The 22,602-nt window shown below is 70.7% G+C and carries 16 protein-coding genes; 5 read left to right on the top strand and 11 right to left on the bottom strand.

From position 1 onward, the window contains the following. Positions 1-113 precede the first annotated feature (113 nt). Both AB0K82_RS25770 and AB0K82_RS25765 read right to left on the bottom strand, forming a co-directional pair. The gene (locus tag AB0K82_RS25770) at positions 114-3,059 is read right to left on the bottom strand and encodes a beta-galactosidase (protein ID WP_364401362.1); all 2,946 of its coding nucleotides are present in this window, start codon (positions 3,057-3,059) and stop codon (positions 114-116) included. Positions 3,060-3,231: 172 nt separating this feature from the next. Continuing rightward, on the bottom strand, positions 3,232-6,192 hold the full coding sequence (locus AB0K82_RS25765; RefSeq protein WP_364401359.1) for a glycoside hydrolase family 3 C-terminal domain-containing protein: 2,961 nt from the start codon (positions 6,190-6,192) through the stop codon (positions 3,232-3,234). Positions 6,193-6,564: 372 nt separating this feature from the next. Here AB0K82_RS25765 and AB0K82_RS25760 point away from each other — a divergent pair, with 372 nt between their 5' ends. Then, positions 6,565-7,752 (top strand): transposase, encoded by a 1,188-nt coding sequence (locus tag AB0K82_RS25760; protein ID WP_364401357.1) that lies wholly within the window; start codon positions 6,565-6,567, stop codon positions 7,750-7,752. On the opposite strand, the gene AB0K82_RS25755 is transcribed toward AB0K82_RS25760, so the two are convergent. The 6 genes from AB0K82_RS25755 to AB0K82_RS25730 all read right to left on the bottom strand — a co-directional run bounded on the left by AB0K82_RS25755 (position 7,715) and on the right by AB0K82_RS25730 (position 15,703). Continuing rightward, positions 7,715-9,058 (bottom strand): GH1 family beta-glucosidase, encoded by a 1,344-nt coding sequence (locus tag AB0K82_RS25755; RefSeq protein WP_364401356.1) that lies wholly within the window; start codon positions 9,056-9,058, stop codon positions 7,715-7,717. The two genes, AB0K82_RS25760 and AB0K82_RS25755, sit on opposite strands and share 38 nt — an antisense overlap. After that, a complete protein-coding gene (gene yicI / locus AB0K82_RS25750) occupies positions 9,055-11,367 on the bottom strand; it encodes an alpha-xylosidase (protein WP_364401354.1) in 2,313 nt (770 codons plus the stop codon). The genes AB0K82_RS25755 and yicI overlap by 4 nt, the downstream gene beginning before the upstream one ends. A 14-nt stretch (positions 11,368-11,381) precedes the next feature. Then, on the bottom strand, positions 11,382-12,245 hold the full coding sequence (locus AB0K82_RS25745; RefSeq protein WP_364401351.1) for a carbohydrate ABC transporter permease: 864 nt from the start codon (positions 12,243-12,245) through the stop codon (positions 11,382-11,384). Between the two features lie 64 nt (positions 12,246-12,309). Beyond that, positions 12,310-13,257 carry a sugar ABC transporter permease gene (locus AB0K82_RS25740; protein ID WP_364401348.1) on the bottom strand — a complete coding sequence of 316 codons (948 nt, stop codon included), beginning with the start codon at positions 13,255-13,257 and terminating at the stop codon, positions 12,310-12,312. A gap of 86 nt (positions 13,258-13,343) precedes the next feature. Continuing rightward, on the bottom strand, positions 13,344-14,639 hold the full coding sequence (locus tag AB0K82_RS25735) for an extracellular solute-binding protein (protein ID WP_364401345.1): 1,296 nt from the start codon (positions 14,637-14,639) through the stop codon (positions 13,344-13,346). Between the two features lie 74 nt (positions 14,640-14,713). Beyond that, positions 14,714-15,703, bottom strand: a complete 990-nt coding sequence (locus tag AB0K82_RS25730; protein WP_364401342.1) for a LacI family DNA-binding transcriptional regulator — start codon at positions 15,701-15,703, stop codon at positions 14,714-14,716. A gap of 237 nt (positions 15,704-15,940) precedes the next feature. On the opposite strand from AB0K82_RS25730, the gene AB0K82_RS25725 reads away from it, so the two are divergent. Further along, positions 15,941-16,357, top strand: a complete 417-nt coding sequence (locus AB0K82_RS25725; protein ID WP_364401340.1) for a DUF6010 family protein — start codon at positions 15,941-15,943, stop codon at positions 16,355-16,357. Between the two features lie 45 nt (positions 16,358-16,402). Here AB0K82_RS25725 and AB0K82_RS25720 read toward each other — a convergent pair whose 3' ends face one another. Then, complete coding sequence (locus tag AB0K82_RS25720; protein ID WP_364401337.1) at positions 16,403-18,175, bottom strand: carbohydrate-binding module family 20 domain-containing protein; 1,773 nt, start codon at positions 18,173-18,175, stop codon at positions 16,403-16,405. Between the two features lie 186 nt (positions 18,176-18,361). Here AB0K82_RS25720 and AB0K82_RS25715 point away from each other — a divergent pair, with 186 nt between their 5' ends. Further along, positions 18,362-19,381, top strand: coding sequence for a LacI family DNA-binding transcriptional regulator (locus AB0K82_RS25715; RefSeq protein WP_364401334.1), 1,020 nt, complete (start codon positions 18,362-18,364; stop codon positions 19,379-19,381). 33 nt (positions 19,382-19,414) lie between these two features. On the opposite strand, the gene AB0K82_RS25710 is transcribed toward AB0K82_RS25715, so the two are convergent. Both AB0K82_RS25710 and AB0K82_RS25705 read right to left on the bottom strand, forming a co-directional pair. Next, on the bottom strand, positions 19,415-20,062 hold the full coding sequence (locus AB0K82_RS25710; RefSeq protein ID WP_364401332.1) for a response regulator transcription factor: 648 nt from the start codon (positions 20,060-20,062) through the stop codon (positions 19,415-19,417). After that, positions 20,052-21,170 (bottom strand): DUF5931 domain-containing protein, encoded by a 1,119-nt coding sequence (locus AB0K82_RS25705; protein WP_364401329.1) that lies wholly within the window; start codon positions 21,168-21,170, stop codon positions 20,052-20,054. The genes AB0K82_RS25710 and AB0K82_RS25705 overlap by 11 nt, the downstream gene beginning before the upstream one ends. Before the next feature lie 67 nt (positions 21,171-21,237). On the opposite strand from AB0K82_RS25705, the gene AB0K82_RS25700 reads away from it, so the two are divergent. Then, positions 21,238-22,029, top strand: coding sequence for a MerR family transcriptional regulator (locus AB0K82_RS25700; RefSeq protein WP_364401326.1), 792 nt, complete (start codon positions 21,238-21,240; stop codon positions 22,027-22,029). After that, positions 22,026-22,595: a GyrI-like domain-containing protein gene (locus tag AB0K82_RS25695; protein ID WP_364401325.1), complete on the top strand. Its 570-nt coding sequence runs from the start codon at positions 22,026-22,028 to the stop codon at positions 22,593-22,595. Before AB0K82_RS25700 ends, AB0K82_RS25695 begins: the two co-directional genes overlap by 4 nt. Positions 22,596-22,602 lie beyond the last annotated feature (7 nt).

Below are 22,602 nucleotides of genomic sequence, written 5' to 3'. Positions count from 1 at the left end.
GGGGGGGGGGGGGGGGGGGCGGGTGCGGGGGTGGCTGGGCGCTTTTGTCTAATTGTTGCCCCCCGTGGGGGGGGGGGGGGGGGGGGGGCCCCCCCCCCCCGGACCCGTGGAGGTCAGCGGAAGGAGGGGGAGGGGACGTCGGACACGGGCACGCCGCCGCGCTCGTTGCCGAGCGCGACCAGGCTCACCGGCGCGGGCGTCGCGTCGGCGCGGGCGACGATCGCGAGGGCGAGGGTGTTGCCTCCGTGCTGCCGCAGCAGGCCGGCCGGCAGCGTGAAGTCCGTCTGCGGGCCGATGTCCCCGCCGTACTGACCGAGGTTCCAGCCGTTGAGGAAGATCTGCACGCGGTAGCCCTGGCCGACCGGCCCGCCGAAGCGGAGCGCGATCGGCACGTCCTGGCCCTTGGGCAGGTCGAGCCGGAAGGACGTGCGCTGCCACGTCACACCGGGGGTGACCTTGGTCGCGGCGCCCGTCTTCCAGGTGCCGTCCGGGTAGGCGGGCAGGTGCCAGCCCGCCCGCTCGCCGTACAGGCCGCCGTTGTTCAGCGGGCCGCGCGTCGGGTCGGTGAGGTTCTCGCCGCCCTTGGCGCCCTGGATCCGCCAGGAGATCGGGGCGTCCGAGCCGGTGACGGTGACCGCGTACAGGCCGCGCGGCTGCTTGAACCGGTTGTCGTCGGCGATCCAGTCGTCGTTGTGGCCCTGGTTCTCCACGAGGACGGACAGGACGGCCTGCTGTCCCGCCTTCACCAGGCCCGCCGGGATCGTGAAGTCGCCGCGTCCGGGGGCGGGGTTGACCGGGGCGTCCGCGTCGGCCTCGACGCCGCCCGCCGCCGAGCCGAGGTACCGGCCGTTCAGCCAGACGAGGTACGAGCCGCGCTTGCCGGTGAAGGCGTTGAGTGACACCTTCGTCTCCGCGCCGGTGCCGGTGAACCGGCCCCGGTACCAGACGTCGCCGTAGTGGTAGCCGTAGTCGTCGGCGTACAGCACGGTCGGCGTCTTCGGCTTGAGCGGGCTCTCGGTCGTGGTCTTCGTCGCGGCCGTCCAGCCGGAGTCGTCGAAGGCGGGCCGCGTCTCGGGGGACTCCGCCTTCGACCGCCAGCCGGTGAGCGCCGGCAGGCGGACGGCCTCGGGACCGGGCAGCGTGCCGAGCAGCGACCCGCTCGCGGTCGGCCGCGTCCGTACCGGCGAGCCGTTCACGACCAGGCGGTGGGCGTCGCCGAACACCTCGACGTCCTCGGCCTTGGCCGTGTCGGCGCGGACGTACGCGGTCTGGCCGCGCACGGTGGCGGAGCGGACGAGCGACGTGCCGCGCACGAGCAGCGGGCCCGCCTGCCAGAACTTCGCGGCCTCGGCGTCGGTGCCGAGCAGGAGCAACAGCGGACGCCGCCCGCCGCCGCTGATCAGCACCCGGGCCAGGCCGGAGTGGGTGTAGTCGAGCCGCAGGTCACCGGAGGAGGAACCGGGAGGTAGGCCGGGATCGATTGGTCGGGGCGAATACGACGCCTTCACCGACCCCTGCAGCACCTTCACGGTCGGCCGCGAGGAGTAGCGCAGCACGGTCGAGCCCTGCGTGCCGTCCGTGCCGTACAGCACCGCGATGTCCCGGCCTGCGGAAACCGTGTGCGTCATCAGCTCGGAGTTCGACCAGACGAGCCGCTGGCCGCCCAGGTCGTAGCCGGCGATGAGGACCTTGGCGTCGCGGCCCTCGACCCGTACGGGCACCTGGTAGCGGCCGTCCGGGGTGGTCCAGTCGAGCGTGGCCGAGTCGTCCGTGGTCGCGGCGTGGTCGCTGTGCCGGACCAGCACGAACTGCGTGCGGGTGCCGGTGTTCACGCGCGCCACGGTCTCGATCGCCTGGTTCGAGGACGCCGGGGCGGTCGCCGGGTCGGTCCTGGTCAGCGGCGCGACCGAGGCCAGGAAGAGGTTCTGCCGCTTGAACTCGTCGTACTTGTCGCTCAGCAGGCGGTTCTCGGTGATCGCCGAGCCGTAGTCGTAGGAGGTGTAGACGTCGTTCGGCTGGGCCAGCCAGCCCCAGTTGGTGCCGCCGAAGCCCATGTAGTAGTTGAAGGCGGTCGCTCCGGACTCGATGAGGTTCGACTTGTAGAAGAACTTCATGTACTTCGGGCCGGTCAGCTCCCGGCACTTGTCGAAGCCGGCGTTCTGCTGGTCGATCGACCCGCCCTGGTACTCCGCGGCGAACACGGGCGCGTCCTCGCGCAGCCGCTCGGTCAGGCCCGCGCCCCACGGACCCCAGCTCGTGTCCGCGTTGGCGCAGTCGAAGCCCTGCGGGTAGTCGTCGACGCCCGGGATCTGCACCGCGCCCTGCCCGGACGCCCACGTGGAGGTCCAGGACGCCGCGTCGCAGCAGTCGTTGGTCATCGTCGGCACGTCGATGCCGTCGGCGCGCGCCTTGTTCTGGATGTCCTCCATGTACGCCGCGTCGGTCGCCTCGGCGTACTCGTTCTCGACGTTGTAGAGGATGACCGAGCCGCCGCGGGTGATCTGGTGGCGGGCGAGGATCGGGTCGATGTGGCCGAGCCAGTCGCGGTACGCGGCCGTGTAGCCGGGCGCGCTGGTGCGGGCCCGGCCCGGCACGTTCTTCAGCCAGGCGGGGAAACCGCCGCCGGTGGTCTCGGCGTTGATGTACGGGCCCGGCCGCGCGATGACGTACAGCCCGGCCTGCTGGGCGATGGTGAGCAGGCGGTCCACGTCGCGTACGCCGGTGAAGTCGTACTCCCCGGCCTTGGGGGAGTGGTAGGCCCAGTCGAAGTAGATCGAGACGGTGTTGAACCCGGCGGACCGGTACTTCTCCAGCACGTCGCGCCACAGGTCGGGGCTGGGCAGCCGGAAGTAGTGGAACTCCGCCGACCGCAGCAGCACCCGCTGCCCGTCGATCGAGACGGAGTAGTGGTCGTACGTCACCCGGTGCCTCGGCGCGGCGGCGGCGACGGCGGTGGTCGGCGGGGAGAGCGGGGACACCGCGAGCGCGAGCGTCGCGGTCACGGCGGCGAGGAGGGCGAGGAGCCTGACTTTCAGGCGGCGGACGGGTCTGACGTTCACGAGCCGGGCCTCCGATGGCGGTCGTGGAGTCGGAACGGTCGGATCCCCCGATGGATCCGGGGACGTCGGTCCCCGGGTGGTTCGGGGCGCCCCGCCCTCGCGTCCTGGGGCATGGACGGGGCGCCCCTGCTCGTAGGCGGCCGCCGCCCGGTGGGGGCGGCGGCCGGTCCCGCTACTTCAGCGAGACGGTGCTGACCCGCAGGTCACCGTGGAACACCAGGTAGACGTCGTGGCGGCCCTTCGCGCCGCGCAGCGCGGCGGTCGTGGTCGCGTACTTGTAGACGTCACCGGTGCTCGAGACCGTCGCCGTGCCCGCGAGCGGGCCGGTCGGCGAGTCGAGGCGGATCTCGATCGAGCCGTCGCCCGCGCTCGCCTTGGCGGCCGAGGCGGTGAAGGTCGCCGCGCCGGAGCCGAGCGACGCGTCGGCGAACTCGACCCAGTTCCCGTCGGTCGCGCCGACCGCGTCACCGCGCGCCTTGGTCTCGTCGACGAGGTGGACGCCCTGGTAGTCGTCGAAGTCCACCGCGCGGGTCTGGGCGGCGAGGTTCCGCGCCGGGATGGTCTCGCCGTGCACCTGCAGGGCGGCGCGCTGCTGGATGTCGGCGGAGGACGCGCCCACGAGCACGTCGTAGGCGCCGGTCTCCACGACGTCCTTGTTCCGGGTGACGTCCCAGTGCGCCAGGTCGGACACCTTGAACGTCAGGTGCACGGTCTTGGTCTGACCGGCCGCCAGGTGCACCCGCTGGAACGCGCGGAGCTGCTTGACCGGCTGCTTGTCGCGCGAGGTCCGCTGGTGGGTGTAGAGCTGGACGACCTCGTCACCGGCGCGCTTGCCGGTGTTGGTCACGTGGACGGTCGCGGTGACCTTGTCGCTCGACTGGCTGACGTGCAGCCGGTCGTACGTGAAGGTCGTGTACGACAGGCCGTAGCCGAACGGGTAGAGGGTCTCGCCCTGGTAGTAGAGGTACGTGCGGTTCGACTTGATGATGTCGTAGTCGAGGATGTCGGGCAGGTCGCCGTCCGAGCGGTACCAGGTCTGGGTGAGCCGCCCGGCCGGGTCGCTGTCGCCGAACAGCGTGTCGGCGAGGGCGTGCCCGGTCTCCGCGCCGGCGTGCGTCGTCCACAGGATCGCCGGGACGTGTCGCTGCTCCCAGTTGAGCGTGGTCGGGTAGCTGTTCTCCACCACCACGATCGTGTTCGGGTTGGCCGCCCGCACCGCCTTGATCAGGTTCTCCTGGCTCTCGGCGAGGGCCATCGTCGTACGGTCGTGCGCCTCACGGCCGTTGATGAACGGCATGCTGCCGACGACCACGACCGCCGCGTCCGCGCCCTTGGCGGCCTTGACCGCCTCGTCCGCGCCACTGCTGATCACGTCCTTGCTGAAGTGGGACGCCCCGGACTTGGTGGTGAGCGTGAGCGTGCCGTCGGAGCCGGCCTTGAGGTACTTGTTGTTGCCGTACCAGGACTCGTCGGTCTCGTAGCCGGCGTACCGCAGCAGGTAGCTGCCGTCGCTCTGCTGCTCCAGCGAGAACATCTGCTGCACGAACCAGCCGTTCGGCTGGTCCTGGTCGTTGACGACCGTGTCGCCCCAGTTGTACCGGCCGGCGTACTTGCCGTTGGCGACGCTGCGCAGGGTCAGCTTGCCCTGGCCCCAGTCGAACGCGTCGAACTGGGCGGTGGTGTCGGCGGTGGTGGCGCTCTCCTTCAGCGCCGCCCCGGACGCCCCGGTCCCGGCGGTGATGTACTTGCCGGTCTTGACGTCCTTGAGGGCGATCCGGTCGGCGCCCTCGCTGTCGGACACGGTGCCGCCGCTGCCGAGCTTCTCCTTGAGGCCGTCCAGCGGGGTCACCTTGTACGGCAGGGAGCCGGAGTACCAGTCGGTGTAGAGGGTCTTCTCCAGCGGGCCGACCACCGCGAGCTTCTTGGTCTTGGAAGCGTTCAGCGGGAGGGCGTTGCCGGAGTTCTTCAGCAGCACGGCCGCCTGGTCGGCGGTCTGCCGGGCCAGCGCCTGGTTGGCCGCGCTGTTGATGACCGACTTGTCGATCTTGGCGTACGGGCCGCCGTCCGGGTCGAAGTCGCCGAGCCGGACCCGCAGGCTGAGGATGTGCGAGACCGCAGTGTCCAGGTCGGACTGCTTGAGCAGGCCCTGGTCCAGCGCCGACTTGACCGCGGCGGTGGTCGGCCCGCCGTTGGTGTCGTCGACCGTGAAGCTGTCCAGCCCCGCCTTGATCAGCGCGGCGTCCGCCTCGGGCTGGGTGGCGTAGTAGTGCTCGCTGCCGGTCAGGTTGTTCGGCGCGCCCGCGTCGGTGACGTTCAGCAGGTCACGCCTGGTCCATTTGCGGACGACGTCGTTCAGGTCGGGGCTGACGGTGTTGGGCCGCCCGTTGACCAGGTTGTACGACGCCATCACGCCGGTCGCCGCGTCGGCGGAGATCGCCGGGGAGAACGCCTTCTCGTCGTACTCCTTCTTCACCCGCGGCCGCAGGTCCGACGAGGTGGTGTCGCGGTTCACCTCGTTGTTGTTGGCCAGGTAGTGCTTGAGGACGGGCGCGGCCTTGAGGTGGTCCTTGTCGGGTCCCTCGATGCCGGAGCCGTACGCCGTGGAGATGGCGCCGGTGAGGTACGGGTCCTCGGAGTAGCCCTCCTCGTTCCGGCCCCAGCGCGGGTCGCGCAGCAGGTTGACGACCGGCGCCCAGAGCTGCAGGCCCCACACGTCCGGGTTCTCGGAGTTGAAGCCGCGCGCCTCGTCGCCGACGGCCGAGCCGACCTTCTGGATCAGCGCCGGGTTCCAGGTGGAGGCCAGGCCGACGGCCTGCGGGAAGACGGTGCCGTTCGCGGTGACGACGGCCCCGTTGTTGTGGATGTCGGTGGACCAGGCGACGCCGTGCAGCCCCTCGGTGCCGGTCTTGAACGCCTTGATCCCGAGCCGCGGGATGGCCGGCTCGTACTGGTGGAGGAGGGAGATCTTCTCGTCGACGGTCAGCCGCTTGAGCAGGTCGTCGACGCGGGTCTTGAGGGGGAGGCGGGGATTCTGGAAGGGGTACGTGGTCTTGGCGTGGGCCGGACCGCTCAGCCCGAGCGTGGCCAGTACGGCCACGCCGAGCGTCGCGGCGATCCGGGGTCGGAATTCCACTTGCCATTACCTCCTAGCGTGTCAAACAACCTCGTTCGTGAATTAGCCGGTTGGCCCTGATCGTTTGATGGCCCGGTTGCCCAGCGATCCTTGGAGGACAAGTTCTGTCGTAGGTACCTGCTGTAATCGCCTCGTGCCTCGACGTGTCGATCCTGACGCTCCCCGGGCGGTGTTGCGGACCGCCCGGGTCGGTCTGCGCCTGACGCCTGGGCAGCGGCGGCGGTGTTTCGGGTTGTTGGTGGCGGCGGGGGATGTGTGGGCGTGTGCGCTGGATATGAACCGGTGGCGGCGTCAGCGCGGCCTGGCGCCGATCGCCAGCTTCCAGCAGTGTGCCGGGAGCTGCACCAGGCCGGTCCGGGGACGTTTGGTGAGTTGAGCTCCATCTGCGCTGAAGGCGTTCTGCGGCGTTACAGCGACGCCTGGTTCGCTGCCGCCAAGCGTCGCGCCGACGGGGACACCTCGGCGCGGCTCCCGCGCCGTAAACGCCGCCTGCTCCCGGTGCGGTTCCGCCACGGTTGTTTCGCCGTTGATGGGCAGCGGCTGCGGCTGGCGGTCGCCCGTGGCCACCCTCCCCTGTGGGTGCGCCTGGACCGGAAACTACCCTATCCGGTGGAGCAGGTCCGGTCGGTCACCCTGATCAACGAGGGCTCGCGGTTGTTCGTGGAGGTGGCCGCCGAGGTCCCCGTCGCCACCTACGCGCCCGGAACCGAGCCCGACCCCGACCGGGTCGCCGGAGTCGACCCTGGGGTGATTCACCCGTACGCGGTGGCCGGACCGGATGGAGAGGCTTTGTTGGTGTCAGGGCGGGCGATGCGCGCCGAGGCCCACCTGCACCTCAAAGACACCAAACACCGCCGCCGGGCCGTCGCCCAGCGGGCACCGAAGCCAGGGCAGGCCGGGTCGCGGCGGTGGCGCAAGTACCGGGCCCGCCAGCGCAAACTCGAGGCCCGGCACAAGCGCCGGATCAAACAGGCCCAGCACGAGGCGGCCACACAGGTCATCCAATGGGCCGTGCAACGACGGGTCGGGACGCTGCGGATCGGCGACCCGCGCGGTGTGCTGGAGTTGAAGGCCGGGCGGCGGCACAACCAGCGGGTCCGTGACTGGCGGCCCGGCTATCTGATCCGCTGTCTCAAGGACAAGGCCGAACAGGCCGGGATCCGCGTCGAGCTGGTCGACGAACGCGGCACCTCCTCCACCTGCCCGGCATGCGGCCGGAGGGTCCCCAAACCCGCTGGCCGCCGTTTCACCTGCATGCAGTGTGGTTTCAGCGGGCACCGCGACCTGGTCGGCGGCGCCAACATCGCCCGGCGTGACCCGGGCGGACCCATCACCACCAGTCCCAAGGATCCGTTTCCGGTGGTGATCACGCACCGTCGAGCCGGACGGCATCTCCCCGGTGCCGGATGGTCCCGGCGTGACCCCCGACGACGCCCCCATCACGGCACCGCACAAGGGTCCCCTGGCCGGCCGAGGCCCGCCCCACCCCCCAGTGGGGAGTCGCTCGCCACCAAGGCGAGGATCAACCAATACGGTCATCACACGACCGGCGTTGCTTGATACGGCACTGGTACCAGTGCGCGCTGTCCTTCCAGGTGCGCTTCTGGGTCGCGTAGTCCACGTGGACGATGCCGAACCGCTTCGAGTAGCCGTACGCCCACTCGAAGTTGTCCAGCAGTGACCAGACGAAGTAGCCGCGCACGTCCGCCCCGGCCTCGCGTGCCCGCTCGACCGCCGTGAGGTGGTCGCGCAGGTAGTCGATCCGGCGCTGGTCGCGCACCCGGCCGTCCGGGTCGACGCGGTCGTCGAACGCCGCGCCGTTCTCCGTGATGACGAGCGGGAGACCCGGGTACTCGCGGTGCAGGCGCAGCAGCAGCTCGGTCAGGCCGGTCGCGTCGATCGGCCAGCCCATCTCCGTGTACGGGCCCGGCTGCGGGAGGAAGTCGATGTCGTCGCAGCCCACCCAGGGCGACGCCGTCCCGTCCCCGTGCCCGTCCGCGGTGGCGCGCGGCGACACGCCGTCCCAGCGCCGGACGAGCGTCGGGGCGTAGTAGTTCACCCCGAGCATCTGCAGCGGCGCCTTGCAGGTCGCCTCGTCGCCGTCCCGCACGAACGACCAGTCGGTGAGGCGCCGGGTGTCCTCGATCAGGTCGGCGGGGTAGGCGCCGTCGAGCATGGGGCCGAGGAACACCCGGTTGGCGACCGCGTCGACCTGGCGGACCGCGTCGGCGTCGTCGCCCCGCACGTGGTGCAGGTTGAGCGTCACCGACACCGGGCCGGGCAGCGCCTGCGCGGCCAGCCCGTGCGCGAGGTTGAGGTGGTGGGCGGCGGTGAGCGCGGCGACCGGGTCGGTCCGGCCGGGCGCGTGCACGCCCGAGCCGTAGCCGAGGAACGCCGAGCACCACGGCTCGTTCAGCGTGGTCCACAGGTGCACCCGGTCGCCGAGCGCCGCGCCGATCCGCTCCGCGTACTCGGCGAACCGGTAGACGGTATCGCGCGCCGTCCAGCCGCCGGCGTCCTCCAGCTCCTGCGGCAGGTCCCAGTGGTAAAGGGTCGCGACGGGCTTGATGTCGTACTCGAGCAGCGCGTCGACGAGCCGGGAGTAGAAGTCGATCCCGCGCTGGTCGGACACGCGCGGCCAGGCGATGGAGAAGCGGTACGCCCCCAGGCCCAGCTCCCGCATGAGCTCGACGTCCTCCGGCCACCGGTGGTAGTGGTCGGCGGCCACGTCGCCGGTGTCGCCGTTCAGCACCCGGCCGGGCGTGTGGCTGTAGGTGTCCCAGATGGACGGCACCCGGCCGTCCTCGTTGGCCGCACCCTCGATCTGGTACGCGGCGGTCGCGGCGCCCCACAGAAAATCGGTCATTGAACACCTCGGATCGTGACGGTCGGGCCGGCCGCCTCGATGAGGAGGCCGTGATCGTGTTGGACGATCGTGCCACCCTCCACGTCGCCGGACCGCACGCCGACGAGCAGCACCCGCCAGCTCTCGGCGTTCGCCGTGGTCACCGTGACCACGTCGCCGTCGCGCCCCGTCGTGAACGTCGCCGCCACCTCGCCCGAGACGTCCGGGACCTCCGTGGTGACCCGCGCGCCGTCGGCCAGGGCGTACGCGTGCAGCGTGACGCCGTCGGCGTAGTCGTAGTCGGGGCGGTCCTCGATCGCGCCCATCGGGATCACCGAGCCCGGCCGGGCCAGCAGCGGGACGGACAGGAAGTCGTGCCGCTCCCGCACCCAGCGCCCGCCGGTCACCGGCTCGCCGGTCAGCACGTGCGTCCAGGTGCCCTCGGGCACGTAGTACGCGGTCTCGCCGTCGGCCGAGAAGACCGGCGCGACCAGCAGGTCGCCGCCGAGCATGTACTGCCGGTCGAGGTGGCTGACGGCCGGGTCGTCGGGGAACTCCACGACCATCGAGCGCATCATCGGGATGCCCTCGCCGTACGTCTCGCGCGCCGCGCCCAGGATGTACGGCATCAGCCGAGCCTTCAGCCTCGTGAAGACGCGCAGGACGTCGACGGCCTCCTCGTCGAACAGCCACGGCACCCGGTAGGAGTGGCTGCCGTGCAGCCGGCTGTGGGAGGACAGCAGGCCGAACGCGATCCACCGCTTGAACAGCGCCGGGTCGGGCGTGCCCTCGAAGCCGCCGATGTCATGGCTCCAGTAGCCGAACCCCGACATGCTCAGCGACAGCCCGCCGCGCAGGTCCTCGGCCATCGCCTCGAACGTCGACTCGCAGTCGCCGCCCCAGTGCACCGGGAACGCCTGCGTCCCCGCCGTCGCGGACCGGGCGAACACCACGGCCTCGCCCTCGCCCCGGCGCTTGCGCAGCAGCTCGAAGACGGTTTCGTTGTACAGGTACGTGTAGTAGTTGTGCATCCGTTCCGGGTCGGAGCCGTCGAAGTAGACGACGTCCGTGGGGATGCGCTCGCCGAAGTCGGTCTTGAAGCAGTCCACGCCCATGTCGAGCAGCGCGTCCAGCTTCGCGGCGTACCACTCGCGGGCCTCGGGGTTGGTGAAGTCCACCAGGCCCATGCCGGGCTGCCACTTGTCCCACTGCCAGACGTCGCCGTTCGGCTTCTTGACCAGGAAGCCGCGTGCCCTCCCCTCCTCGAACAGCTTCGAGCGCTGCGCGATGTACGGGTTGATCCACACGCAGATCTTCAGGCCGCGCGCCTTGAGCCGGCGCAGCATGCCCTCCGGGTCGGGGAACGTGCGCGGGTCCCACTCGAAGTCGCACCAGTGGAACTCGCGCATCCAGAAGCAGTCGAAGTGGAACACCGACAGCGGCAGGTCCCGCTCCGCCATGCCGTCGATGAAGCTCGACACCGTCTCCTCGTCATAGGAGGTGGTGAACGAGGTGGACAGCCACAGGCCGTACGACCAGGCGGGCACCCGGGCCGGGCGGCCGGTCAGCGCGGTGTACTTGCGCAGGACGTCCTTCGGGGTCGGGCCGTAGATGACGAAGTAGCGCAGCGACTGGCCCTCGACGCTGAACTGCGCGCGGGTGACGACCTCGGAGGCCACCTCGTACGACACGTGCCCGGGGTGGTCGACGAAGACGCCGTAGCCCGCGTCGGTCAGGTAGAACGGGACGTTCTTGTACGCCTGCTCGCTGGCGGTGCCGCCGTCGGCGTTCCAGACGTCGACGGTCTGGCCGTTCTTCACCAGCGGGCCGAACCGCTCGCCGAGGCCGTACACGTGGTGGCCGACGCCGAGGTCGAGCTGCTCGCGGATGTAGTGCTTCCCGTCGCCGGTCTCCATGATGGCGGTGGTCTTGGCGCCGCCGCCGGTGATGACCCGGCCGCCGGCGGAGAAGTCGACACGCCACGGACCCTGCCGGGCGACCCGTACGGACAGCGCGCCCGAGGTCAGGACGGCGGCCTCGTCGTCCACGGTGACCTCGATGTCGACCCGCTCCTCGTTCAGCCGGAACCTCGGGTCGCGGGGGACCTCGCCATCGAAGTGGGTGACCGTCACCCCGATGACGTCCGGCATGGGAGAGGTGTAGGTCAGGGTGAGCTGCGGGCCCTTGAGCAGGTCGCCCCGGTGCCGGATGTGCTGGGTCGGCGCGTAGACGCTGAGCGAGTCGGGCGCGGCCTGCACGTCGAGCACTTCGACGGGGTACGAGGCCCGCACGCCGTCCTGCAGCATCCAGTAGCCGTTGGTGAATCTCAAAGGTGGTCCTTCTCTTACTTGACGGCACCGACGGTGATGCCGCGGCTGAGAGTGCGCTGGAAGATCAGGAAGAAGACGACCGCCGGGATGATGCCGAGCAGGGCCGACGCGCTCGTCATGGTGGCGTCCATCATCTTCTGGCCCTGGAGCACGCCGAGCGCGACCGGCACCGTCTGGTTCTCGTTGGAGATCAGGAAGATCATCGGGAGGAAGAACTCGTTCCACGTCCAGATGAAGAAGAAGACGAACAGCACGCCGAGGGTCGGCCGGCTGATCGGGACGACGACGCGCCACAGGATGCGGAACCGGCCCGCGCCGTCCATCCGCGCCGCCTCGAGGATCTCGCGCGGGAACGTCGACAGCACCGACGACAGCAGGTAGGTACCGAACGCCGTCTGGATCGCGGTCAGGATGATGATCACGCTGAGCCGCGTGTCGTACAGGCCGACTTTCTTCGACAGGAAGTACAGCGGGTAGACCAGCACCTCCTGCGGCATCGTGTTGGCCAGCAGGAACAGCACGAGGATCCACACCCGGCCCTTGATCCGGCCGATGCCGAGGGCGTAGGAGTTCAGCACCGCGAGGATCACCGCGAGGATCGCGACCGAGCCGCTGATGATCAGGCTGTTGACGAGCTTGGCGCCGAAGTCGACGCGCTCCCAGAAGTCCTTGATGCCCTGCAGGTAGAGGCCCTTGGGCATGGCGAGCGGCCCGTTACTGGAGTACTCCGCCGGGGTCTTGAAAGCGTTGAACGTGATGATGACGAACGGCAGCAGCATCACCACGGCGAGCACCGCGAGCGACGCGAGCACCGCCCAGGCCCCCGGAGTGCGCCGGTGCGCGGCGGGCGTTCCCCGTTTCACACTGACAGTGGTCATGAGTCCTCCTTCGTCGGCCTCATGACCAAGGTGCTCTGCCTACCGGCTCCCTCGCTTCGCTCGGTCACGTGTCGGCCCCCTCGGCCTTGTTCTGGCGGCTGATCAGCACCGCCATGACCACGATGATGATGAGCGTCAGCACGGTCGCGATCGCGGCGCCGTAGCCGACCTGGGTCTTCTCGAAGAAGTTCTGGTACGAGTAGTAGGCGGGGACGTTCGTCGCGCCGCCGGGGCCGCCCTTCGTCAGGATGTAGATCTTGTCGAAGCTCTTGATCGCGGCGACCGTGCAGGTCAGCAGCACCACGTAGATCTCCGGGCGGATCTGCGGGATCGTGATGTGCCAGAACCGCCGCCACCACGACGCGCCGTCGATCTCCGCCGCCTCGTACAGGGAGGGGTCGACCCGCTGCAGGCCCGCCATGAACACGACGAGCGGGAAGCCGATCTGCACCCAGACCATCACCCCCATCACGGTGTAGAGCGCGAGCTTCGGGTCGCCCAGCCAGTCCTCCTGGAGCGACTTCAGCCCGATCGCCTTGAGGACCGCGTTGAGCGCGCCGTTGTCGGGCGCGAGGATCCAGGCCCACACGATCCCGGCCACCGCGAACGGCAGCACCTGCGGCAGGTAGATGCAGGCGCGCAGGATCGCGGCCGTGCGCGGGCCGAACCGCTTGGCGATGAAGTCGAACAGCGCGGCCGCCAGAATCAGGCCGATGACCAGCGGGATGATCGCCATGGCGATGACGAGCGCGACGTTGTGCCCGAAGGAGGCCCAGAAGGCGCCGTCGGACAGCAGCTTGGTGTAGTTGTCCAGCCCGACCCACTCCGGCGAGCCGATGCCGTCCCACTTCGTCAGGCTGAAGCCGATGTTCATCACGAACGGCACCAGGATGACGGCGACGAACAGCACCGTGCTGGGGATCAGGTAGACGGAGTAGGACAGGCCGCGGCGCGGCCGGCCGGCGGGTTTGGACACCGCCTTCGCGGGCGGCGCGCTCAGGGTTTGAGTCATCGTGTGTCTCCGGTGCGAGGGGCGGGCGGCCGGGCCTGCCCTGGGGCGGCCCTGGGCCGGCCCGCACCCCGCGGTCGGCGGTGTCGCTAGTGGCCGATGTTCGAGAGGTTCTCGTTGTACGGCTTGGCGAAGCCGTCCAGGACCGAGCTCGGCGACGCGGAGCCGTTGATCAGCTTCTGCGTCCCGGCCACGAGCACGTCGTAGTAGCCCGGCGCGGGCCAGTCCGGGTAGAAGCCCAGCGCGTCGTTGTTCGCCAGGGTCTGGTAGTTCTCGATGAGCTTCTTGTTCTTCGGGTCCTTCACCCCGGCGGGGTCGCCCGCGACCGGCACGCCGCCGTTGTCGGCGAGGAGGTTCTGGATCTCCTTCTGCATCGTGATGTTGATGAAGTCATAGGCGAGGTCCTTGTTCTTCGACCCCTTCGGGACGACCCACAGGTTGCCGCTCGACCCGAGCGTCAGCTTGGTGTCCGGCCAGAGGAACGTGTCCCACTGGAAGTTCTTGATCTCCTTCTCGAAGCGGCCGTACCACCAGCTGCCGGAGAAGAACATCGGGAACTTGCCGCTCATGAAGGACGTGCCGGCGTCCTCGGCCTTGACGCCGGAGGAGTTCTTGGCGATGTAGCCCTTCTTCACCCAGTCGGCGAAGGTGTTCGCGGCGTACGTCCACGCCTGGTCGTGGAAGTCGACCTTGCCGGTGTAGCGCTCGAACCGGTCGACCCACGGCCGGTCCGCCTTGCTCAGCGCGAGCTGGTAGAGGTACTGCTGCGCCGGGTACTCCGCGCCCGCGTTGGACAGCGGCGTGACGCCCTTGCTCACGAACGTGTCCATCGCCTTGGTGAACTCGTCGAAGTTCGTGGGCACCTTGATGCCGTATTTGTCGAACATCGCCTTGTTGTAATAAACCTGCAGGTATTCGGCGTAGTTCGGGACGCCGTACCACTTGTCGCCGCCCATGACGCCCTTGGCGTCGTACTTCGCGGTCTCGGCGACGCTCGGCGGGAGCAGCTTGTCCCAGCCGCGCCTGGTCACCTCGGCGGTCATGTCGGTGAGCAGGCCCTGCTTGGACAGCAGACCGGCCGTCGCGTTGCCCTTGTTGTACTCCAGGATGTCCGGGGCGTCCTTGGAGTTCATGACCATGGGCGCCGTCTTCTGGATCTGTTCGAAGCCCTTCTCCTCGAACTTCACCTTGACGCCCGGGTGGGCGGCCTCGAACTCCTTGATGGCCTGGTTCCACGCGATCCCCATGGCGCTGTCCTGGGTCTCGTAGTGCCACAGTTTCAGCTCTTTCGACGAAGAGCCGCCGCCACCGCCACCGCCGCCGCACGCGGACAGGGCCAGCGCTCCCACGGCCAGGGCCGCGAGCGCCTTTGTCGCCTTGAACATCGGGGATCCTCCAGGGGGGTGAAAAAGTGTCGAAGCGCTTCGACGAGTGCCGAAAAAAGGAGTCGTGGAATTCGTCAGGCCGCCGGTGTGCTGGACCGGACGACGAGGCGGGAGGGGAGCAGGGTGGCACCGGGCGGCTGGTGGCCGTCCAGCTTCTCCATGAGCAGGGCGACCGCCTGGCGGCCGAGTTCCTCGGCGGGGATGGAGATCGAGGTGAGGTCGAGCCGCTCCGCGAGGTCGTCGGGAGCGATGGCGATGAACGAGAGGTCGTCGGGGATGTGGCGCCCGGTCGCGCGGAACGCCGAGAGCAGCGGTTCGACCGCGGGCTCGTTGTGGACCGCGACGCCGGTCAGGCCCGGATGGTCCCGCAGCAGGTCGTCGGCGGCCTCCCGGGCGTGGTCCGGGTCGCAGGGCCGGACGACCGCGTGGACGCCGCGTTCGGCGGCGGCCCGCTGGAAGCCGGCCTTCGTGCGCTCGGCGAAGCCGGTGCCGCGTTCGTACACCGCGGGCGGCGCGCCGACCAGCGCGATCTCGCGGTGCCCGAGGTCGGCCAAGTGCTCGGCGCACGCCGCGCCGGCCGCCTCGAAGTCCCAGTCGATGCAGGTCAGCCCGGTCGGGTCCGCGGGGAACCCGATCAGCACCGACGGCCGGTCCAGCGAGCGCAGCACCGGCAGCCGTACGTCGTGCAACTCGACGTCCATCACGAGGAGCGCGTCGACGAGGGCGGAGCCGGCCACCCGCTCGAGGCCGTCGACGCCCTCGTCCTGGGTCAGCAGCAGGACGTCGTGATCGTACGTGCGGGCGCTGGTCACGGCCCCGATGACCATCTGCATCACGATCGGCACGTGGATGCCGGAGCGGAGCGGGACGACGAGCGCGATGACGTTGGAACGGTTGCTGGCCAGTGCGCGGGCACCCGCGTGCGGGCGGTAGCCCAGGGCCCGGATACTGTCCATGACCCGGCGGCGCGTCTGGTCCGAGATGGACCGCTTGCCGCTCAGCACGTACGACACCGTGCTGGGGGAGACGCCGGCGTGGCGGGCCACGTCAGAGATCTTTACCAAGGTCCGCTCCTGTCGAAGCGCTTCGATTGCCGGAATGTTAAGCCTGTCGCATGAGTGGCGCAATGGGCCGTTACGAGAACGCAACCGGAATCTGGGAGCGCTCCCACGCTCCACATCGTCGTCGGTCGGATCGAAGTGGCCGGTCAGCGGCCTGTTCGACGCCGATTGGCGAGTTCCCGTTGGAACCTGTCACTTACGCCACTGGGAGCCGCCGCGCCGTCCGCGTACCCATGGAGCATGGAGTTTCTGCCCTACATCGCGCCGATCGGCGTCGGTCTCGCCTACGCGCTGCTGATGTCCCTCATCCGGGAACCGCACCGGCGGCGCGTCAACGCCCTCATGATCGCCGGCGCCGGCGCCGCCTACCTCAGCGGCGGCGGCATGGGCGGCTGGGAGTTCGCCTTCACCGGGCTGGTCACCTACGTCGCCTTCCGCGGCCTGGATTCGTGGCGGTGGATCGGCGTCGGCTGGCTGCTGCACACCGCCTGGGACGTCGTCCACCACCTCAAGGGCCATCCCATCATCCCCTTCGCCCACGGTTCGTCCATGGGATGCGCCATCTGCGACCCCGTCATCGCCCTGTGGTGCTTCGCCGGTGGCCGGTCACCGCGCGAGCTGTTCCGCCGTACGAGGCTTCGGGAGCGGACGGCCTGACGCGCGGACGCCCGGGACGCGACGCGTCCCGGGCGCCTGGGCGGGTCAGCGCCAACTGTCGTTGATCGTGGCGGTGCCGCCGGACCCGGTGGTGTACGACCGGTTGGGATCGGACTCCCAGGTGACCGAGCCGTCCGGGTTCTTCTTGAGGTACTTGTACTGGAAGGTGGTGTTCGCCGGCAGGGACACGGCGGCGGACCAGGTCGGGTAGCCCGCGGACGACAGCGCGACGGCGCTGCCCGGCGCCCAGTTCCCCAGCGCGGGGATCGAGCCGACGACGAAGACGTTCTGCCCGTAGTAGGTCGTCGCGTACTCGTTGAACGTCACCTGGACGACGCCGGTGCCACCGCCGCCGGTCCCGGTGGCCGCGACGTCGATCGCCACCGCGCCGCCCGGGCTCACCGAGAACGTCGCGTTGCCGGAGCCGTCGACCGTGACCGCCGTGCCGGTGCACTTCCCGGCGGGGGCGGCGGGGCGTAGCCAAGGGGGTGAAACGCCCACGCCGCCGCCGATGACGTCGCAGTACGTCCCGGCGGGCAGGCCGGTGGCGAACGTACGGCTCAGCGTGCCGCCGGAGTTGTTGATCGCGACGTAGCCCTTCGCGCCGCGGCCGAAGGCGATCTCGTTGGAACCGTCGGACCACCAGTTCGCGACGGACGTGCCCTTCACGGCGTTGTGCCAGCCGACCATGCCGCCCAGCGTGCGGTCGAGGCAGCCCTGCCAGCCGCTCGCGCAGTCGGTGTTCGTCACGTACCCGTTGCCGTCCGCGGGCGGGGAGTCGTCGGTGCCGCTGAAGTCGAAGCCGGAGTAGACCTGCGGGGTGCCGAAGGGCCAGGCCAGCGAGAAGATCGTGGCCAGCCGGTACTTGGTGCCGTCCTTGTAGGACAGCGTGCTGCCGTTCCGCTCGGTGTCGTGGTTGGCGACGAAGACGACCGACTTGGCGCTCGGCTCCATGCCCCACGACTGCCCGAAGCTCTGCAGGTTGGCGATGCCGCCGTTGAACTGCTCCTTGAGCTTCTGGCCGTAGGTGAACTCCAGCAGGTCGCCGGTGCCCTCGAAGGCGCTGGGCGCGAGGCTGCCGCCGCTGCCGGGCATGACCTCCTGGTAGATGTACGCGGACCTGGTCAGTTTCGCCTCGATGGCCGCCAGGTCGGTCGCGCCGATGTGCTTGGCCGCGTCGACCCGGAACCCGTCCACTCCGAGGGACAGCAGGTCATTGAGGTAGCCGGCGATCTTGCCGCGCACGTAGTCGGACTCGGTGCGCAGGTCCGACAGGCTGCTCAGCTCGCACTTGGTGACCTCGGTGAAGTCGTTCCAGTTGTGGATCTGGTCGTCGGACTCCGGGCAGTCGGACGGGTAGTTGTGGAAGTCGGCCGAGGAGTAGATGCCCGGGTAGGCGTACTTGGTGAAGCTCTTGCCGCCGTAGCTCGTGCTGCCCTGGCCGGTCATGTGGTTGATGACCGCGTCGGCGTACACCTTGACGCCCGCGGCGTGGCAGGCCGACACCATGGCGGCGAACTGCGACCGGGTGCCCATGCGGCTGTTCACGTCGTAGTCGGCGGGCTGGTAGACCTCCCACCACGGGTGGCCGCTGCGGGTGAGGGAGTCCTCGGGCGGGGCGACCTGGACGGCGCCGTACCCCTTCGGGCCGAGCGCGTTCGTGCACTCGGAGGCGACGGAGTTCCAGTTCCACTCGAAGAGGTTGGCGATGACGTCGTGGTCGCCGGCGGGCGACGCCTCGGCGGGCGCGGTGCCGGCCAGGGGCGTGAGCGTGGCCGCCAGCGCGACGGCCAGCGCGGGCAGCAGGCGTTTCAGCATGCGGGGCCTCCTGGGTGAGGAGAGTGGGCGGGGTCCCCCGAGGGTCTGGCGGCCGCTGTGTTTCCGCTGTGTTGCCGCGACGGTAACCCGTGCGCCGGTTGCTGGCAAGACTTTGCTGCAAGCTTGCGAAAGGATGTGGCAACGAGCCAGATCCGGTCCGTTCCGTCCGGCGGTACATTCGTGCGTGTGAGCATGCGCCTGGCGGACATCGCCGCCCAAGCCGGAGTGAGCGAGGCGACCGTGAGCCGGGTGCTCAACGGCAGGCAGGGCGTCGCGCCGGCCACGCGGCAGGCGGTCATCGACGCGCTCGACGTCCTCGGGTACGAACGCCCCGTCCGCCTCCGGCCGCCGCGCAGCGGGCTGATCGGCCTGATCGTCGCCGAGTTGGACAACCCCATCTTTCCCGCGTTCGCGCAGGTCATCGAGAACACCCTGGCCGTGCACGGCTACACCGCGGTGCTGGGCGCGCTGGCGCCCGGTGGCATCAACGAGGACGACTACACCGACCTCCTGCTCGAACGCGGCGTCTCCGGGATCGTCTTCGTCTCCGGGCTGCACGCCGACTCGCAGGCCGACCATGGCCGCTACAAGCGCCTCACGGACCGCGGGCTGCCGATCGTGCTGATCAACGGCTACGCCGAGGGGGTCGACGCGACGTTCGTCTCCAGCGACGAGGTCGGCGCGATGGAGCTGGCCGTGGCCCACCTGGCGCACCTGGGACACCGGCGCATCGGGCTGGCCGTCGGGCAGGAGCGGTTCGTGCCGGTCATCCGCAAGACCGAGGGCTACCGGAGGGGGATGGCCGAGCACCTCGGAGTCGCCGAGGTGGACGACTGGATCGTCAACACCATCTTCACCGTCGAGGGCGGCGAGGCCGCGGCGAAGCGGCTGCTCGACCAGGGGTGCACGGCGATCTGCTGCGGCAGCGACATGATGGCGATCGGGGCGATCCGGGCGGTCCGGCAGCGCGGCCTGCGCGTGCCTGAGGACGTCTCCGTCATCGGCTTCGACGACTCCCCGCTGATGGCCTACGTCGACCCGCCGCTGACCACGGTCCGCCAGCCGGTCCGCGAGATGGCCCTGGTCGCGGTGCGCAGCCTCCTCGACGAGATCCAGGGCGTCGGCGCGCCGCACACCGAGCTGGTCTTCCGGCCCGAGCTGGTCGTCCGCGGCTCCACCGGACCGCTCGGCGCGGCCGACCGGTGATTGCGGCAACTTCCCGCAAGAAACCGCGCCGGGTCAGTCCAGGCCCTGTTCGAGCGCGTAGCGCACGAGCTGGGCCTTGTTGTGCAGTTGCAGCTTGGTCAGCGTGTTCTGCACGTGGTTCTGCACCGTGCGGTGCGACAGCACGAGCCGTTCGGCGATCTCGCGGTAGGTCAGACCCTTGGCGACGAGCCGCAGCACCTCGGTCTCCCGGTTCGTCAGCCGGGGCGTCTCCTTCTCCGGCGCGGCGACCAGCCTGCGGTACTCCCCGAGGACGAGGCCGGCCAGCCCGGGGGTGAACACCGCCTGGCCGACCGCCGCCGCGCGCACCGCCGCGACCACCTCGTCGAGGGACGCCGACTTGGTCAGGTAGCCGGTGGCGCCCGCCGTGACCGCGTCGAGGACGTCCTGGCGCTCCCCGCTCGCCGACAGGACCAGCACGCGGACGGACGGGTCCGCCGCCAGCAGCCGCCGGGTCACCTCCGCGCCCCCGAGGTCCGGCAGGTGCAGGTCGAGCAGGACGACCTGCGGCCGGGTGGCCTTCGCGACCCGCAGCGCCTGCGCGCCGTCGCCGGCCGTGCCCACGACCGGGAGGCCGGCCGCCGTCAGCCGCTCCGCGATGCCGTCGCGCCAGATCGGATGGTCATCGACCACGAGCAGGCGGGGCGGACCGTCAGCGTCCATGGCGTGCGACCTCGTTCCTCGGTACCCGTAGCTCGACCTCGGTTCCCCGGCCGGGCGCCGACGTCACGGCCGCCTCCCCGCCGAGCTCGCCGACGCGGCCGACGATCGACTGCGCGACGCCGAGCCGTCCGGCCTCGGCCGCCTGTTCCAGGCGGCCGGCCGCGAACCCCACCCCGTCGTCCCGGACGCTCACCGCGACGGCCTCGCCCTCGTCGTCGAGCAGCACCCAGGCCCGCGCGTCCGGCCCCGCGTGGCGGCGGACGTTGTCGAGCGCCTCGCCGGTCGCGGCGGCCAGGGCCCGGGCCGCCGCCTCGGGCAGCAGCACCTCCTGCGCGGGGCAGGAGACGGTGACCCGGTCGCCGGCCAGGGGTTCCAGCAGCGTCCGCACGTCGAGCCGGCCGTCCGGGGCCGGGGTCGGCGGAAGGGCGATCAGCGACCGGAGCGCCGTCTCCTGCTCGCCGGCGAGCCGGCCCAGCTCGGCGGCCTCACCTCCCAGCTCCCGGCCGCGCGCGCTGACCAGCGCCAGGACCTGCAGCACCGAGTCGTGGATGTCCCGCGCGATGCGCTGCCGCTCGGCGGTCGCCGCCTCCCGCCGGGCCGCGCGATCGAGGGCGGCCTCCGCGCGCAGCACGAGCCGTACGACGTGACCGCCGACCGCGCCGGCGATGAACAACAGCACGATGCCGTTGAACGTGTTGCGCGGCAGCGCCTGGCGTTCGAGCAGGTCGGCGACCGACAGGACGGCCGCCCCCGCGCACCCCGCCCACGGGCCGCCGGCGACGGCGCAGGCCAGCACGGAGCCCGCGGCCCAGCACAGGGGCAGCGTCCCGGCGCCGTGGTCGATGCGGGCGGCCGTGTCGACCAGCCGGGTGGCGAGGACCAGGGCCGCGGCGACCGCGACGTCGGCGCCGACGAGCCAGGGCCGGCGTGCCGACGCCCGGGAGTACGCCGCCGTGGCCAGCACGGACCACGCCGCCATCACGGCGAGCACGGCCAGGCCGCCGGTGGGATGCGCGTACCGCGGGTGGTCGCGCACGATGATGACCGCGGCGTAGAGGAGGGCGATGAACCGGTAGACCCCGACCGCCCGCCACATCTGCTCGACCACGACTGCGACATTACGGGCTAACGGCCTGAATCGCCTCCGGCTGGACTCTCCCACTGCGGGAGAGCCCATGCTGATGCGGGTGAACGAGGGATACCTGCCGATCGGGCGGTTCGCCCGGCTGTGCCGGCTGAGCGTCAAGCAACTGCGGAACTACGACGACCTGGGGCTGCTGGTCCCGGCCCACGTCGACCCGGACACCGGATACCGGTACTACCGGCCGGACCAGGCCCGGGACGCCCTCGTCATCGGCCTGCTGCGCTCCCTCGACGTGCCGCTCCCGGCGATCGGCCGGGTGCTGACCGCCGGGACCGGCGCGCTGGGCGGCGTACGGGACGCGATGGAGGCGGACCTGGCGCGCCGGCGGCGGAACCTCGCGGCGCTGGAGCGCATCCTCGCCGACGGGCTGCCCCGCCCCGACGTCAGCCTGGTCCGCGAACCGGCCCGCCGCGTCGCGGCCGTCCGCGACGTCGCGCCACCGGACGGCATCGGCGCCGTGACGTCCGCGTGCGTCGCGCGCCTCATGGACGCGTGCGCGGCGGCCGGGGTCGTCCGGGCGCCGATCGGACTGTTCCCGCTGGACCTGACCTCCGAGGTCCTGGTCACGGTCGGCGTCGAGACGGACACGGCCGTGCCGGGCACCGCGCCGGACGTCCTGCGCGGCGGGCTGTTCGCGTCCGCGACCCACGTCGGGCCGTACGACCAGATCGGTCTGACCGCGCACGCGCTGCTGGCCTGGGCGGGCGACCGGGGGCACACCCCCGCCGGGGCGCTGCGCGAGGTCTACGTCTCCGATCCCGCGAGCACGCCACCGGAGCGGCTCGTGACCCACCTGATGATCGAAGTGAAGGAGTCCGAATGACGAACCTCTACTCCGCCGCCGACGAGCCCGAGCTCGTCGAGTTCGGCCCGGCCCGTGGCCTGGGCGTCGTCGGCCAGGGCGAGCCCGGCGGCGCCGCGTACGGCACGTGCGTCGGAGCGCTGTACGCCGTCGCGGGCGGCCTGTGCGGCGTGGCCGCCCGGAACGGGCGGGCGTTCGACCTGCCGCCGCTCGAGGGCCGGTGGTGGGTCGAGGACGAGCGGTCGCCGTTCGACGTGCCACGGGAGGAGTGGCACTGGCAGCTGTTCCTCCGGCTGCCCGCCACGGTGGAGGACGCCTGGTACGACGAGGCGCGCGAGGCCGCGCCGCACCCGGCCGCCGCGCGGGTGCAACTCGTCACCTACACCGAGGGACGCTGCGTCCAGGTGCTGCACCGGGGGCCCTACGCCGACGAGCCGCGCACCCTCGCGCGGATGGACGCCTACATGAGGGAGACGGGGATGGTCCCGAACGGCCTGCACCACGAGGTGTACCTGTCCGACGTGCGGGAGACCGACCCGGAGAAGACGCGCACGATCCTGCGGATGCCGGTCCGTCCGGCCGTCTAGTCTCGCC

Origin of the sequence: Actinoallomurus sp. NPDC052274, assembly GCF_040679475.1 — a bacterium.
Taxonomy (GTDB): domain Bacteria; phylum Actinomycetota; class Actinomycetes; order Streptosporangiales; family Streptosporangiaceae; genus Actinoallomurus; species Actinoallomurus liliacearum.
This window is presented reverse-complemented; position numbering and strand designations above follow the sequence as displayed.

What these genes read in the sequence shown, in the direction of transcription:
- AB0K82_RS25700 (WP_364401326.1), top strand. Translation starts at nt 21,238, where the DNA reads ATGCTGATGCGGGTGAACGAGGGATACCTGCCGATCGGGCGGTTCGCC.
- AB0K82_RS25710 (WP_364401332.1), bottom strand. Translation starts at nt 20,062, where the DNA reads ATGGACGCTGACGGTCCGCCCCGCCTGCTCGTGGTCGATGACCATCCG.
- AB0K82_RS25740 (WP_364401348.1), bottom strand. Translation starts at nt 13,257, where the DNA reads ATGACTCAAACCCTGAGCGCGCCGCCCGCGAAGGCGGTGTCCAAACCC.
- AB0K82_RS25735 (WP_364401345.1), bottom strand. Translation starts at nt 14,639, where the DNA reads ATGTTCAAGGCGACAAAGGCGCTCGCGGCCCTGGCCGTGGGAGCGCTG.
- AB0K82_RS25745 (WP_364401351.1), bottom strand. Translation starts at nt 12,245, where the DNA reads ATGACCACTGTCAGTGTGAAACGGGGAACGCCCGCCGCGCACCGGCGC.
- AB0K82_RS25720 (WP_364401337.1), bottom strand. Translation starts at nt 18,175, where the DNA reads ATGCTGAAACGCCTGCTGCCCGCGCTGGCCGTCGCGCTGGCGGCCACG.
- AB0K82_RS25695 (WP_364401325.1), top strand. Translation starts at nt 22,026, where the DNA reads ATGACGAACCTCTACTCCGCCGCCGACGAGCCCGAGCTCGTCGAGTTC.
- AB0K82_RS25725 (WP_364401340.1), top strand. Translation starts at nt 15,941, where the DNA reads ATGGAGTTTCTGCCCTACATCGCGCCGATCGGCGTCGGTCTCGCCTAC.
- AB0K82_RS25755 (WP_364401356.1), bottom strand. Translation starts at nt 9,058, where the DNA reads ATGACCGATTTTCTGTGGGGCGCCGCGACCGCCGCGTACCAGATCGAG.